Annotated in this window: 8 protein-coding genes, 1 tRNA gene and 2 CRISPR repeat arrays (1 of these 11 only partly in view); of the genes, 2 read left to right on the forward strand and 7 right to left on the reverse strand. The window is 69.8% G+C overall.

The window, feature by feature from the left end; genetic code table 11:
* A CRISPR array of direct repeats spans positions 1–1,275; the repeat unit is 37 nt; unit sequence GCAGCGCGAGCCCTTCGGGGCTCGCGAGGATCGCAAC (it extends 69 nt beyond the left edge of the window).
* Positions 1,276–1,433: 158 nt separating this feature from the next.
* The 5 genes from F4559_RS04530 to F4559_RS04555 form a co-directional block, all read right to left on the reverse strand.
* Entirely contained in the window at positions 1,434–1,901 is a 468-nt protein-coding gene (locus F4559_RS04530) for an NUDIX hydrolase (protein ID WP_184666316.1), read from the reverse strand.
* Between the two features lie 674 nt (positions 1,902–2,575).
* Positions 2,576–4,017, reverse strand: a protein-coding gene (locus F4559_RS04535; protein ID WP_246445079.1) for an IS3 family transposase whose coding sequence is annotated in 2 segments (ribosomal slippage) — positions 2,576–3,618 and positions 3,618–4,017 — 1,443 coding nt in all. Because the reading frame shifts where the segments join, the coding sequence is not laid out codon by codon here.
* A 351-nt stretch (positions 4,018–4,368) separates the two neighbouring features.
* Positions 4,369–5,566: a CRISPR direct-repeat array (repeat unit 37 nt; unit sequence GCAGCGCGAGCCCTCCGGGACTCGCGAGGATCGCAAC).
* 280 nt (positions 5,567–5,846) lie between these two features.
* The gene (locus F4559_RS04545) at positions 5,847–6,062 is read right to left on the reverse strand and encodes a helix-turn-helix domain-containing protein (RefSeq protein ID WP_184666317.1); all 216 of its coding nucleotides are present in this window, start codon (positions 6,060–6,062) and stop codon (positions 5,847–5,849) included.
* 86 nt (positions 6,063–6,148) lie between these two features.
* Entirely contained in the window at positions 6,149–7,909 is a 1,761-nt protein-coding gene (locus tag F4559_RS04550; protein ID WP_184666318.1) for a site-specific integrase, read from the reverse strand.
* Between the two features lie 92 nt (positions 7,910–8,001).
* A tRNA-Arg gene (locus F4559_RS04555) sits at positions 8,002–8,076 on the reverse strand.
* 102 nt (positions 8,077–8,178) lie between these two features.
* Here F4559_RS04555 and F4559_RS04560 point away from each other — a divergent pair.
* Positions 8,179–9,087, forward strand: coding sequence for a cation diffusion facilitator family transporter (locus F4559_RS04560; protein ID WP_184666319.1), 909 nt, complete (start codon positions 8,179–8,181; stop codon positions 9,085–9,087).
* Between the two features lie 3 nt (positions 9,088–9,090).
* Here F4559_RS04560 and F4559_RS04565 read toward each other — a convergent pair whose 3' ends face one another.
* Positions 9,091–12,867, reverse strand: coding sequence for a GH92 family glycosyl hydrolase (locus tag F4559_RS04565; protein ID WP_184666320.1), 3,777 nt, complete (start codon positions 12,865–12,867; stop codon positions 9,091–9,093).
* A 108-nt stretch (positions 12,868–12,975) separates the two neighbouring features.
* Between F4559_RS04565 and F4559_RS04570 the strand changes: the two genes are divergently transcribed.
* Positions 12,976–14,169 carry an ROK family transcriptional regulator gene (locus F4559_RS04570; RefSeq protein WP_376774623.1) on the forward strand — a complete coding sequence of 398 codons (1,194 nt, stop codon included), beginning with the start codon at positions 12,976–12,978 and terminating at the stop codon, positions 14,167–14,169.
* A gap of 226 nt (positions 14,170–14,395) precedes the next feature.
* Here F4559_RS04570 and F4559_RS04575 read toward each other — a convergent pair whose 3' ends face one another.
* On the reverse strand, positions 14,396–15,079 hold the full coding sequence (locus F4559_RS04575; RefSeq protein WP_184666321.1) for a DUF305 domain-containing protein: 684 nt from the start codon (positions 15,077–15,079) through the stop codon (positions 14,396–14,398).

Here is a 15,079-nt window from a genome sequence, read left to right on the forward strand (position 1 = left end):
CTTGGCAGCGCGAGCCCTCCGGGGCTCGCGAGGATCGCAACTCGACCGCGCAGGTCAGCAATGCCTCGTACTCGGCGCAGCGCGAGCCCTCCGGGGCTCGCGAGGATCGCAACCATGGGGAGTACTCGCTGTTCGAGCCCTGCGACTTGCAGCGCGAGCCCTCCGGGGCTCGCGAGGATCGCAACCTGGCGGCCGTCGACCAGGTGCGCGACGCCCAGGGGCAGCGCGAGCCCTTCGGGGCTCGCGAGGATCGCAACGTCCAGGGCGGCGTGGGCGGCCTCCACGCCGGTGAGCAGCGCGAGCCCTTCGGGGCTCGCGAGGATCGCAACAGGACCTGTTTCGTGGTCGTGGTCGTGTTCAACGTGCAGCGCGAGCCCTTCGGGGCTCGCGAGGATCGCAACGCGGTCGGGGTCCCAGCACTCCCAGCGCGGCTCGAGCAGCGCGAGCCCTTCGGGGCTCGCGAGGATCGCAACCCCGACTGCGCACACGACTGCGCCGACATCTCCCAGCAGCGCGAGCCCTTCGGGGCTCGCGAGGATCGCAACGGAGCGTCCGCGACGAGAAGTAGTTGTCTTTGGGGGCAGCGCGAGCCCTTCGGGGCTCGCGAGGATCGCAACACGGCATCTCCCGGGTGGTGTACCAGCGCAGTGCGACGCAGCGCGAGCCCTTCGGGGCTCGCGAGGATCGCAACTCGATGCCGTCGGCCCACCGCTCCCGCTCGATCTCGCAGCGCGAGCCCTTCGGGGCTCGCGAGGATCGCAACTACCCGGCCGCGAACCGCCGCTGCGCGCGTGCCGCGCAGCGCGAGCCCTTCGGGGCTCGCGAGGATCGCAACTACCCGGCCGCGAACCGCCGCTGCGCGCGTGCCGCGCAGCGCGAGCCCTTCGGGGCTCGCGAGGATCGCAACCCCGTGGGGTCGATCGGGTACAGGATCGGCAGGTCGGCAGCGCGAGCCCTTCGGGGCTCGCGAGGATCGCAACCCCGTGGGGTCGATCGGGTACAGGATCGGCAGGTCGGCAGCGCGAGCCCTTCGGGGCTCGCGAGGATCGCAACACCTGGGCCGGGGTGCGCGCGGTCCAGGCGCCGGCCGCAGCGCGAGCCCTTCGGGGCTCGCGAGGATCGCAACGCCGTGTAGGCGGTGAGGTCCGCCTCCTCGCTGTACGCAGCGCGAGCCCTTCGGGGCTCGCGAGGATCGCAACGTCGGCGTGGGCCTGGTCCAGGGCGTCGTCGGGGTCCAGGTAGCGCGAGCCCTCCGGGGCTCGCGAGGATCGCAACGGCTCCCAGGGCCTGGGCTACCTCGTCGCTGGCTGCAGTGCAAGCCCATTTGCCAAGAGATCGCGATAGCGGTGTTGCCGACCTTTGTGGACTTTCTGCCGCGCAACCTGCTGTTGGGTGGGGGCAAAGTAGTCCGAGGGATGCGTCCGGCTTCCCTGTCAGTCGGGCGTTTGTTGGTCCGCTCGGGTCGCAGGCCATCCGTGCGCGCTGAAAGCGATGCCGGTGCGGTAGGCGTCGATGCCTGCCGCGGGGTAGTCGATGAGGTCGTCGGGTAGGGCGTCGAGGGGGAACCAGTCGACCGCGGAGCACTTGTCGGGTTCGCGGTTGGTCGGTTCGCCCGTCCACCGCAGGGCTTCGAAGAACAGGCCGAGGCGGGGTTCCAGGCCGGAGCCGTTGACGTGCAGGGTGTGGACCAGGCGCAGGTGTGCGGGGTCGATGTGGACGCCGACCTCTTCGTGGGCTTCACGGCAGGCGGCATAGAGGACGGATTCGCCGGCGTCTAGTTTGCCGGAGGGGAGGTGCCAGCGGCCGTCGAAGCGGGGGTCGGTGTCGCGGCGGCGGGTGAGCAGGATGTGGTTGTCGCGGATCAGGAGGAGGTGGACGTCGATGATGTGTCGGTCGGCCATCGGTCCTCGTTGCCGGTATGCGCGGGGTTGACTGCGGCGAGCCTACGCGTGCTGCGTGCGGTCGCCCACAGCTGATCGGCCTGTGGCGCGACGGCACAAACCGAGGTCTGGGTTCCGCCGGTGACTCGGCATGTGGTCTCAGGGTTGGGGACTGGCGGGAGTCGTCCATGGCGCGACCGAAGACGTCCGCCCGCCACCGAGGTGGCTCTGCTGCATGGCTTCCAATCCAGAGCGCGGGCGAAAAGAAGCGCGTCCGCGTTCCAATCGCGTGCAACGGCGTGCCGATACATGGTCGAAGGCTCGGTTCGCGCTGGGAGCCTGATCGTCGTGCGGGTCGCCGATGAGGTGGCTGCGTGCGGGAACCAGGCGATACCGAGGCGTGCGATCCCGACCTCGCGTCGACCGAGCACGTCGATCATGCGGTCGATGGCGGGCGAGGTCACGAGCCAGGATCGGAACGGTCAGGCGGAGGTCCCCGATGTGGTCGAGTGGAAGTCGAGGTCTCGGGCCGGTCCTCGGAGGCGCCCTCGTCGCCGTCGAGGTCGCTCACGGAGTCGGCGGTCGGTCAGCGGCCAGGGCCTCACCATCCGTCGCCTGTCACTACGGATCAGGGCATGTGCGTTCGCGGAGCAGGGCCGGGCGGTAGTTGTCAAGTCAAGTGAGACACGTTGTGTCTATGGGGCCGGTTGTGGTTGGTCGAGGGGTTGGTTGATCCAGGCCACCTCGGGCAGCGCGGGTGGGCGGGGTCGGCGGGCGAATCGCTCCGGGTGTCGGGCGTGGGCGCGGTCGAGAGTGGCCTGGCGTTGATCGCGGATCCGTCCGGCCGTGCCGAAGTGCACCGAGGCCGGGGTGTGCATGCCGATGCCGGAGTGGCGGTGCTCGTGGTTGTAGGCCAGGAAGAATCCTTCGCAGAACAGGCGGGCGTCGGCGAGGGAGCCGAACCGGTCGGGGAAGTCGGGCATGTACTTCAGGGTCTTGAACTGCGCCTCGGAATAGGGGTTGTCGTTCGAGGTGCGGGGGCGGGAATGCGAACGCAGGACCCCGAGGTCGGTCAGGAGTTCGGAGACCGGTTTGGACACCATGGCGCCGCCTCTGTCGGCGTGGATCGTGTGCGGTTCGGTGCCGTTGCGGGCTATGGCCTCGGCGAGGAAGTCCTTCGCCAGGACGGCATCCTCGGCGGCGGCGACCAGCCAGCCGGTGACGTAGCGGGAGAAGATGTCCAGCACGACGTAGCACTTGTACCAGACGCCTTTGACCGGTCCTTTCAACGCGGTGATGTCCCAGGACCACACCTCGCCCGGGCCGCGGGCGGACAGCTCGGGCCGGGTCCGCGGCGGGTGGGTGGCGATCCGGCGGCGTTCGCGGACCTGGCCCTGGGCGCGGGCGATCCGGTACATCGTCGAGATCGAGCACCAGTAGCGGCCCTCGTCCAGTTCGCGCGCCCACATCTGCGGGATCGCCAGATCCCGGTAGGCCGGTGACGTCAGCACCTCCAGCACCCGGGCGCGCTCGTCGGCGTCCAGGGCCTGGGGTGGGGGTGTCCGCGCCGGCCGCGGCCCGTGCATCGGGCCTTTCCGGTTGGCGTGCCGGTAGTGCGTCGCCCGGGAGGTCCCGGTCAGCGTGCATGATTTCTTCACCGAGAGACCGGCCGCGCGCAGTTCGGTGAACGCGGTCGTCAGGATTTGCGAGGCGGCGTGTCGTCCTCCGCGCTCCCGGACAGTTCCTCCAAGAGCGCGTGTGCTTTTCCCATGATGTCCAGTGCCATTCGGGTCTTCGCGAGATCGGAGGCGAGTTTCTCGTTCTGGCGGCGCAGTCTCTCCAGTTCGATCTGTTCGGCGGATTTCCTCGCCGGTTTCGTCTGGGCGCCGGGCTCGGCGGGTTGGCCGGTCAGGCGTCCCGCGTCGCGTGCCCGGGTCCATTCGATGATGTGGGAGGAGTAGAGGCCCTCGCGTCGCAGGATCGCTCCCTTCTCCCCGGCGGGGGCGTTCTCGTACTCGGTGACCACGGCCAGTTTGTAGTCCGGGGTGAACACCCGGCGCGACGGACGCGGCGCCGGGTCGGCCTGGTCGTCGCGGGAGGGCCGGGACTGCTTGTCGGATGGCGAGGACACGGTCATCAGGATCTCCGATCCCGCCCTCGATCATGAACCCACCCTCACACAGGGTGTCTCACGTAAGTCTGACCAAGAGGGGGGATCGTGTAGTACAGGGTTGGTGTGCCGTGGCGGTTTTCTGCACTTGTCGTGGGATGCCGCGAGTGTTGTGCCAGCGTGAGCGTGGATTGGAGCCGCTGCCCGTGGGCAGGTTTCCGGTCCTTCAGGACGCGCGGTGTTGGTTGTGCTTCGGAACCTCAAGCGTGACCGGACACGCCGGGAGGTTCCCAATCTGACGACAGCGTGTCATCTCGGACTTCGGGATCGCGGGTTCGTGGATCTTGCTAAGTTGGACGGACTCCCTGTTCAGGCGGGGCAGCGCGAGCCCTCCGGGACTCGCGAGGATCGCAACTCCCCCGCCACCCGCACCGCCATGACCCACCTGACCTGCAGCGCGAGCCCTCCGGGACTCGCGAGGATCGCAACGGCCGTGTCGTGCACCGCAGCGCGGATACGCCGCGGCAGCGCGAGCCCTCCGGGACTCGCGAGGATCGCAACTGCTGGCGGTTGAGGTCGCTCGCGGGGATGGCGCCGGAGCAGCGCGAGCCCTCCGGGACTCGCGAGGATCGCAACTGGACCCGGCGGCGGCTGGCGCTGTGCCTAGGCGGCAGCGCGAGCCCTCCGGGACTCGCGAGGATCGCAACGAGCTGAGCCGGTCAGCCCGCTCCGGTGGGAAGTTGCAGCGCGAGCCCTCCGGGACTCGCGAGGATCGCAACGGTGCCGGTGGGCAGCACGGCGGTGATCTGGTCGGGCAGCGCGAGCCCTCCGGGACTCGCGAGGATCGCAACAGGATGCCCTGGACGAAACTGTCCGCAGCCTTGTGCAGCGCGAGCCCTCCGGGACTCGCGAGGATCGCAACCTTCGGTACGGCCTTGAGGACCGTGGTGACCCCGAGCAGCGCGAGCCCTCCGGGACTCGCGAGGATCGCAACGCCGCCGTGACCCTCACCCCCCGTCTACTACCTGCGCAGCGCGAGCCCTCCGGGACTCGCGAGGATCGCAACGCGGCGGCCGTGGTCAAGGAGACCTACCGCAAGGGGCAGCGCGAGCCCTCCGGGACTCGCGAGGATCGCAACCGGTCGCCGTCGAGCCGCCGCCGGTGCCGGACGATGCAGCGCGAGCCCTCCGGGACTCGCGAGGATCGCAACCCGCTCGGCCCGGCCCTGGGCCTGGATGCTGATGTGCAGCGCGAGCCCTCCGGGACTCGCGAGGATCGCAACGCCATGACGGTGCGCGGCCGACAGGTCACCGCACGCGCAGCGTGAGCCCTCCGGGACTCGCGAGGATCGCAACTTCGAGGGCAGGAACCGTGCCCGGAACGGAGCCATGCGGGCAGCGCGAGCCCTCCGGGACTCGCGAGGATCGCAACGCCCAGCCCTACATCCAGAAGTACCCGGGTACCGGCGCAGTGCGAGCCCTCCGGGGCTTGCGAGGATCGCAACCTGTCGGCGGGGCAGTTCATCGAACGGTTCGCGCCGCAGCGCGAGCACTTCGGGGCCCGCGAGGATCGCAATACCTTGCGTGGGGTCAGGTAGTACTGCTCGGTGCGCCTCGCGAGCCCTTCGCGGCTCTCGAGGTCGCAGCTTCCCGGCATATGCCCGCTATGCGGATGGCGGCGTGAACTCTCCGGAATTCCCGAGTGGTCGCGAAGCAAATTGGATGGGTGATCGTCGCTCTATTTGTCCGACGGTAGCGCCTTGAGGCTGGGGGCACGGTGGTCAAGTCCCGGGTCGGATTCTTGGGTGTGATGGCACGCGAGTGTGTATCCGGGTGGAATTGTTTCGGTGGTCACGGTCATGGTGTCGCCGGTGTTCGAGCGTCGGGTGCTTCCTTCGTGTGGGCGGTGAGGTTGTGGATGGTGTGGGCGGAGATGAGGAGGCGGGTGCGGATTCGGGTGGCGGGGAGTTCGTTGTCGTGGATGGCGCGGTAGAGGGTCATGGGGGAGACGCGGAGCAGGTGGGCTGCTTCCGCGACCGTGTAGAAGGACGGTTCGGTGTTGTTGTCGGTCATGGTGTCCTCCGTGTGCTGGGTGGGTTCAGCGTGTTCGGGAGGTTTGGTTTACGCAATGGTTGGAGTGGGGTTTTCTGGGTTTTCCGTCAAGTGACAAAGGTGACGATGGTGGTGGCGGTGTCCGGGTCCTGGACGGTGAGTTCGAATTCTCCGCTGGTGGTGGGCGGGTGGCCTCTGCGGTGGAGGGCCTGGAGTAGGAGTCGGCGTAGTTCGGTGTAGTCGGTGGGGTCGGTGATGGTGACGAGGGTGGCGATTTCGGTGTTGTTGTGGGTGATCACCAGTCGTAGGGGGCGTGGGGCCGTCGGGGGTGTGGGGTCGGGTGGGGTGGGGACCGCGGGTGGTGGGGGTTCGGTGGTGTCGTCCGGTGTTCTGAGGATGGTGGCTCGGACGCCGCGTCGGGCGCCGGTGACGAGTCCTTGCTGGTTGAGGAGGGTCAGGGCTCGGTGGGCGGTGCCGACGGAGACGCCGTAGCGGGTGGCGATCTGTTTCACGGTGGGTGCCGGGGTGCCTGTGGGGAGGTTCTCGGTGGTGGTGATGCGGATGTGTTCCCTGGCGGCGACGACTTCGTAGGGGCTTTCCGCGGGTGGTGTGGGTATGGGCGTTGTGGGTGGTGTGGTGGGGATTCGGGTGGGCATGCGGTCCAGGAGTGTCTGTGCCGCTCGTTGGTCGGCTTCGTTGACCCAGGCCGCGTAGGTCTTGAGGGTGGTGGTGCCGCCTCCGCCGTGGCCCAGCCGTCCGGCGACGGTGCGGATGTCGACGCCGGAGGTGATGAGTTCGGTAGCCGAGTAGTGGCGGAGTTTGTGCAGGCTGGTGTCCAGGCCGAGTTTGGTGACCAGGCGGCGGTATTTCTGGGTCACGGAGCTGGGCGTGAGAGGCCTGCTGCCGTCGGGTGTGGTGGTGAACAGGAACGCGTCGGACGACAGGTCGACGCCTCCCGCGAGGGCTCGTGTTCGGGCGCGGTCGATGTGTTGGTCGAGGACGGCGCACGTGTCCGCGTCGAGGGCGATGTGGCGGCGTTGATGGGTTTTGGTGTCCTTCTCCCACGTTCCGGTGCGGCCTTCGGCGATGGCGCGGCGGACAGTGAGGCGGCGTCGTGCCCGGTCGTAGTGGTGCAGGCGTAGGCCGCAGTTCTCGCCCCGTCGGTCGCCGGTGACGGCGGCCAGCCAGATCAGGGTGGCGAAGTCGGGGTCGTGGCGGGTGGCCTCGTCGAGGATCGCCGCCAGTTCGTCCGGTGTGGGTGGTTGGGGGTCGGGTGCCGGGGGTGCGGGCGGGTCGGCTTCGGTGACGGGGTTGTGGTCGGCCAGGCGGTGGCGGATCGCGAGTCGGTAGGCGCCGCGGAGCAGGTAGTGGATTTTGCGGACGGTCCACGCGGCCAGTGGTTTGCAGGTGTGGGGGCGGCAGCGGAGGTCGCAGGTGTGCTTGTCGGGGGTGTGGTGGAGGACGGGGCCGGTGCAGTGGTCGCGGCAGCGTTCGAGTTCGGCGTAGAAGGTGTCGAGGGTGAGGGCGTCGACCTTGTCGGCGGGCAGGCGGCCGATGAGCGGGTGGATGTGTTTGGTGTGGTTGCCCTCGTAGGACTCGCGGGTGGTCTGTTCCAGACGGGTGCGGGCGAGGTAGTGCTCGACGAGGTGGTCGACCGTGGCGGTGGGGATGGGTCGGGTGGCGCGGTCGAGCAGGCGCAGGCGGGCGGCTTCGGCCAGAACCTCGGCGTCGGGGCCGGGTGGGACGGTCTCGGTGAGGACGACCGGTTTGCCGGTGGTGGGGTGTGATCCCGCGTTCACCCGGACGCGCAGAGCGCCACTCGGCAGGGTGTCGACGCTGCCGCGTGTGCGTCCGGGTGGACGGGCCATGGCGGCAGGTTAGAACGGGTTCCGTGTCACGTTTGGTGTCACGAAGCGGTCTTCACGGCTTCGGACACCGACGAACGGCCCTGGTCACGCTGTGGTGCCCCCGGCAGGATTCGAACCTGCGCTCCCGCCTCCGGAGGGCGGTGCTCTATCCCCTGAGCTACGGGGGCCGTGCTGACGGGTGAAGCTTAGCGCACCCGTGCCACCGGTTTGCGCAGGGGGTCCGGTTGGCGGGTGTTGTATCTATGCGCATATGACTATATGTTTGTTCTATGGGCCACGGGCACAGCCATGGGGGCGCCTCGGGTGGGGCGCGGCATCTTGGGCGGCTGTGGGTCGCGTTCGGGGTCGGCGCGGCCTTCATGCTGGTCGAGGTCGTTGTCGGGGTTGCCACGCAATCGCTTGCGTTGATCTCCGATGCCGCGCACATGGTCACCGACGTACTAGGCGTCGGCATGGCGCTCGGGGCCATCCTTCTGGCTCGGCGTGCCGCCGTGGGTGGTGGGCGCACCTTCGGGCTCTACCGGGCCGAGGTGTTGGCTGCCCTGGCCAACGCGCTGTTGCTCTTCGGAGTGGCGGGGTACGTGGTGGTCGAGGCCGTCGCCCGGTTCGGTGATCCGCCGGAGGTTCCCGGGACGCCCGTCGTGTTGGCCGCGGTCGCCGGGTTGGCGGCCAACCTCGTCTCCTTCTTCGTGCTCCGCGGCGGTGCCGAGGAGAGCATCAACGTCCGCGGCGCCTACCTCGAAGTCCTCGCCGACCTCATCGGATCGGTGGGGGTGCTCGTCAGCGGGCTCGCGACGTTGCTCTTCGGGTGGCGGTACGCCGACCCGATCATGGGTGTCGCCATCGGGTTGTTCGTGCTTCCCCGTACGTGGAAGTTGGCCGCCGCCTCGCTGCGGATCCTGTTCCAGCACGCTCCCGAACGCGTCGACGTCGCGACCATGCTGAACGACCTGGGCGCGTTGCCGGGCGTGGAAGAAGCGCACGACCTCCACGTGTGGACGCTCACCTCGGGCATGGAGGTGGCCTCCGCACACCTCACCACGCGCCACGACGCCGACCCGGCCGAAGTCCTGGAAGCCGCGCGCACGCTGCTCGCCCAGCGCTACCACATCGAGCACGCCACGCTCCAGGTCGAACCCGGCCACGCCGCCGTCCGCTGCCGCGAGATCCACTGGTAGGCGTCACACCAGTAATTCGACCTCGGTCAACGTCGCCGCGGTGGAGAACTCCAGGCGGTAGTGGCGGTACTTCCCGGGTACGGGCACCTTGAACGCGCGGGTCTGGCGGCGCCACGGGAAGACCTCGCCCGACCTGCTGTCCACTGTGGACCAGGTCACGCCGTCCTCGGAGCCCTGCAACACCCACGAGGCCGGGTCGCCGGATCCGGTCCCCGACGTCAGGGTGTACATCGCCACGGACTCCGCCGACGGCAGGTCGGCCTGCACCCACGTCACGCTCGTCGACGACCGCGACGTGTCGTCCACCAACGGCCCCACCCGACCCGAACCGGTCATCCGGGCCGTCGACGTCACGTCCCGCCACGGCGTGCCGGCCACTCCGACATCGGGCAGCACGCCCCACGACGTCGGCTTCGACGACATCTCGAAGTCGAGGGTCCCGCCCGACGCGATCTCGGCGTGCGGCAACCGCGCCGACGTCCACTCCTTGCCGTTCACGCGCAACGACCGCACGTACACGTCACGCGAACTGTTCCCGGGCGCGTTCACGACCAACGTCGCCCCGTTGTCCATCCGCACGGTCGCCTTGGTGAACAACGGCGACCCGATCGTGTACACCCCGCCGCCCATCTCCACCGGGTACAGCCCCAGCGCGCTGAGCAGCCACCACGCCGACAGCTCGCCGTTGTCCTCGTCGCCCGGGTACCCCTGGCCGATCGAACTTCCCGCGTACAGCCGCGACAGGATCTCCCGGACCTTCTCCTGCGTCCGCCACGGCTGCCCGGCGTACACGTACATGTACGGGATGTGGTGCGACGGCTGGTTGCTGTGCCCGAGCTGCCCCATCCGCACGTCGCGGGCCTCGGTCATCTCGTGGATCACGCCGTCGTACGATCCGGTGTGCGTCGCGGTCTCCGGCGTCGCGAAGAACTCGTCCAGCTTCCGCGCCAACCCCGCCGGCCCGCCGTGCAGCCGGGCCAGGCCGGCGCCGTCGTGGGGCACCGAGAACGCCATGTTCCAGCCGTTCGTCTCGGTGTAGTCGTACCCCCACTCGCGCGGGTCGTACTTCGCCGGGGCCACCCGCCACGAGCCGTCCGGGCGCCGGCCCTGGAAGAAGCCGATCGACGGGTCGAACAGGTGCGCGTAGCCCTGGGCGCGACGGGAGAAGTACTCGGCCTGCTCCGCGTACGCGGGGTCCCCGGTGCGCTCGTGCAGGGCGGCGGCCATGGACGCGATGCCGTGGTCGTTGACGTACCCCTCCAACGCCCACGACATGCCCTCGGACGTCGCCGTCGACGTGTAGCCGGCGAAGATCGACGTCTCCAACCCCTTGCGCCCCACGTCCTGGCTCGGCGGCGCGACCGTCGCGTTCTTCACGGCCGCGTCGAACGCCGCGACATAGTCGAACCCGTCCACGCCCTTCACGAACGCGTCCGCGAACGCCACGTCGGAACTCGTCCCGGTCATCAGGTTCGCGTAGCCGGGGGAGGACCAGCGCGAGATCCACCCGCCGTCCCGGTACTGCTGCACGAAGCCGTCCACGAGGGAAGCAGTGCGTTTGGGCGTGAACAACGTGCACGCGGGCCACGTCGTGCGATAGGTGTCCCAGAACCCGTTGTTGACGTAGATCTTCCCGTCCACGATCTGCGCGCCGGTGTGCGTCGGCGACGACGGTCCGCCGGGACGCACGGGCGAGGCGTAGCGGTACACCGGTGCCGCGGCCGTCCCGGTGTTCTCGTAGCCCGAGTTCGGGTACAGGTACAGCCGGTAGAGGTTGGAGTACAGCGTCGTGAGCTGGTCGGGCGACGCCCCTTCGACCTCGACGACGCCGAGCACCTCGTCCCAGAGTCGTCGTGCCCGCGACCGGACGTCCTCGAAAGTGTCCGAAATGGACACTTCGAGGGAGAGGTTCCGCCACGCCTGCTCCACGCTCAGCAGCGACGTCGCCAGCCGCAGCTCCACGGTCTTCTCGACGGACGTGTCGAATCCGAAGTACCCGGCGACGGCATCCCGCCCCTGCCCGGTCAGCCGGCCGCTCGAAGCCACGGGCCGCGAGACCACCCCGTACACGAACAGCCGCGTGGCACCGGCCGACAGCCCGCTGCGCACGTCCGAGAACCCCGTCACCACACCGGTCGCCGGGTCCAGCGTCAGCCCGCCCCGGTTGTCCACGTTGTCGAACACCAGGTTCCCGGTGTCCCCGGTGAACGTGAACCGGAACACGGCCGCGTGGTCGGTGGGCGTGATCTCGGTGCGCATCCCGTTCTCGAACGTCACGCCGTAGTAGTGCGCACGTGCTTCCTCGGCGGAATGCCGGAACGGCAGCGCGCGGCCGGCCCGGTCCGCGGTCGGCGTGCCCGCCACGGGCATGACCTGGAACGTCTGCCGGTCGCCCATCCACGGGCTCGGTTCGTGGCTCGCGGTGAACGCCTCGACGCGCGGCAGGTTGGCGTCGTCGTTGCGGCGCGCGTACTCGTAGATCCAGTCGATCGACCCGGCGTTCGTCGTGGGCGTCCAGAAGTTGAACCCGTGCGGCACGGCCGTGGCCGGGAACGTGTTGCCGCGCGAGAAGGAGCTGCCGGAGTTCGTGCCCCGCGTCGTGAGCACGTGGTCCGACGGCCGCCCCGACGACGTCCGGACCGCCGGGCCGAGCGCGATGTCGTCGAACCACCCCGCGAACGACGCCGGCCCGCGCGGGTTGTCGTAGCCGATCAGGATCCGGCGCACGGTCCTGCCCGCCGCGACGGCGCCGATCGCCGAGGTGATCCGGTTCCACTGGTTGGTGGACAAGGATTTCGCCTCGCCCTGACCGCGTGGCGACAGCGGGAACCCGTACTGGTCGGACGCGCCCAGGCCGCTCAGGTAGGTGCCGTCGGAGAACGCCAGGTCGACGGCCACGAACGTCGACGGGTACGCGAGGTCGACGTGCGTGGGGAAGACCAGGTACGACAACTCGGTGTCGGCCGCTACGGGCACGTCGACCTCGAACACCTTGTTGTACGCGTAGCCCCGGCCACTCCCGGTGTGCGTCCCGGCGTAGCGCAATGCCCGCGTACCGGTGAAACCCATGCCCGGTCGGGTGTTGTAGCCACCGTTCGCCCCACGCCCCGCGACGGTCAGCATCGTGCGCGGCGCGGGCGTGGTCGAGCCGTCGGAGAACCGCACGTCGGCCAGTTGCACCTCGCGGGCGCCCGAGTTCGCCGTGACGTCGAGCCGGTACCAGCGGAACGCCGCGGGCGTGGCCACGTCGAACGTCCGCGACTCGCCCCGCGACCGGAACGCCTCGCCGCCGCGCGAGTCGACCACCGTCCACGCCTTGCCGTCCGCGGACCCGCGCAGCACCCAGTCGCGGGGATCTCGGGCCGGCACGTCGTTGGCCGAGGTGAGCGCGTACCGGGTCACGGCCACGTCGCCGTCGAACCCGAAGTCGACCCAGCCGGTGGCCGCGAACACCAGCCACTTCGACGCCACGCTGCCGTCGACGAGGTTCTCCTTCAGCTCGCCCGAGCCGGTGTTCTCGCCGCTGGCCGCGAGTGCGACCACGCGGGAGGTCACGTCGCCGGGCAGGCCGGTGGAGTCGGTGCCGTCGACGCCGGACACGAGCGGTGACCCGTCCGGTCCGGTCTCGGCCGTGCTGGTCCAGCGCGGCTGCGCCTGGCCCTCCTCGAACGAGCTGGAGAACGTGGTCACGTCGGGCCTCCCCGGTGAGGCGATCGCCGGTACCCAGCCTGCCACGAGAGCCGAGACCACCACAGCGGCCGTCACGGCGATCGTCCGCATCCCAGACCCCTCTCCCCGAGTCACCGGCACACTACCGACGGTCACCGACAAAAGCCGTGGCGCCAAGCCGACCCGTCGGCCGGTCGTGGAGATCTAGACTCACTCGCCGTGACGGTCCGCCCCTCTCCCCAGGTAGGCACCCCCGCGGGGATGCGCGTGCTCAACCAGCGGGCGGTGCTCGACCGGCTGCGCGCCGGCGGACCGGCCACCCGACCGCAGATCGCCAAGGACACCGGTCTGTCCAAACCGACCGTCGGCCAGGCGCTGCTCGACCTGGAACGCCGCGACCTGGTCCGGCCGATCGGCCGGACGACGGCCGGTCCGGGCCGCTCGGCCATGGTCTACGAGACGAACCCGGCCGCCGGGCACGTGCTCGGCGTGGACATCGGCCGGCGGCGCATCCGGGCGGCCGTCGCGGACCTCGCCGGTTCGGTGATCGCACGGGTCGACGAGCGCAACCGCTGCCGCACGGCCACGACGCTCGTGCGCACGGTCAAGGAGTTGGCCGCGCGCACGGTCGCGGATGCGGGCCTGGTCGCCGAGGACGTCGTGGTCACGGTCGTCGGCACGCCCGGCGTCCCCGACCGGAGCGACCGCACGCTGCGGCACGCGCCCAACCTGCCCGGCTGGGAGCGTCGGGGCCTGCTCGACGACCTGGAGGCCGAACTCGGTCCGGGTCTGGTCGTGGTGGAGAACGACGCCAACCTCGCGGCCGTCGGCGAGTACGCGCACGGCGCCGCGCGGGGTGTGGGCGTGTTCGTGTGCCTGACCGTGGGCACCGGTCTCGGCATGGGGATCATGGTCGAGGGGCACCTGTTCCGGGGCGCGAACGGTGCCGCGGGCGAAGTCGGCTACCTGCCTTACGGCGCGGAGGAGTCCGTTGTGGACGATCTCGGGCGCGGCCGGATCGAGGCGGCGGTGTCCGGCGACGCGGTCGTGGCGCTGGCCCGGGACCGGGGCCTGGCGGTGAAGTCCGCGCGCGAGGTGTTCGCGCTGGCGAAGTCCGGCGACGAGCGGGCACGGGCGGTGGTGGCGGCCGAGGCGGACCGGCTCGCGCACGTGGTGGCGTCGGTGGCGGCCGTGGTGGATCCGGAGTTGGTCGTACTCGGCGGTGGCGTGGGCGGCAGCGCGGACCTGCTGCCGGGGCCGATCGAGGAGGCGCTGTGCCGGATCACCCCGCTCAGACCCCGGGTGGTGGCGGGTGCGCTGGGTGACGGCGCGGTGTTGGGCGGTGCGATCGCGCGGGCGTTGGTCTCGGCGAACGACCTGGTGTTCGACCGTAAGGATGCAGTGACGGTCTGATGGGTGAACGCCCCCCGTTACGGCCGGGTGATTCACTCGAAAGTAGTAGAGGCATTCGTCAGGTTTATGACATACCGTAACCACACCTCCACCTGGAGGGTTGTGTCCTTCCGTAGTGCAAGGGGAGTCGGACGGGGAGTACGGGGGACGTGGTCCCCTTCCGACCGTACGCACGGGGCAGGTGCCGCGCCCGCAATCACCTGCCCCGTGTACTGCGGAAACCCGCCTACGGGAACGGCAGCGGCTGGGCGTTGCGCTCGGCGAGCAGCGTGCGCATGTAGTCCGCCTCGCCCGTCTGCGACTTGAGCATGTTGGCGGCCAGCGTCCGCACCACGGCCTCGCCCGCGTGCTCGGACCCGTACTTCGCCATGGGCGCACCGCCCTGGTGGTGGCGCAGCATGAGCTGGAGGAAGTAGACGTCGAACTCGGTGCCCGACAGGCTCCGCAGCTTCGACAGCTCCTCCGAGGTCGCCATGCCCGGCATCAGACCCGACACGGCGGCCGACGGCGCGGCGGACGAGTGCTCGTGCGAGCCGGACTCCATCCACGCCATGTGCGTGCCGTCGACCGACTGCTCCGGCTGACCCCACAGGCTCAGCCAGCCCTTCATCCGACCCACCTGCTCCAACTGCGTCGACTGGATGTCGAACGCGAGCTGCCGGACGAACTTGTCGGTCGTCTTGTCGCGGGCCGCGTTGGCCATGGTGATGCCCTGGAGGTGGTGCACGGCCATGTCCTGGAGGAATCCGACGTCGACGGATTCCCGGGCGGGCACCGACGACGAGGGCGTCCCGGGCAGCTTGATCAGCAGCCCGATCGCGGCGCCGAGCAGCAGCACGGCCACCACCGCGACGGACACGACGACGGTCCGCGTCGCGGTGAGGCCGCGCCGCTGCTCGACTTCCTCCAC

This window comes from Saccharothrix violaceirubra, assembly GCF_014203755.1.
GTDB classification, from domain to species: domain Bacteria; phylum Actinomycetota; class Actinomycetes; order Mycobacteriales; family Pseudonocardiaceae; genus Actinosynnema; species Actinosynnema violaceirubrum.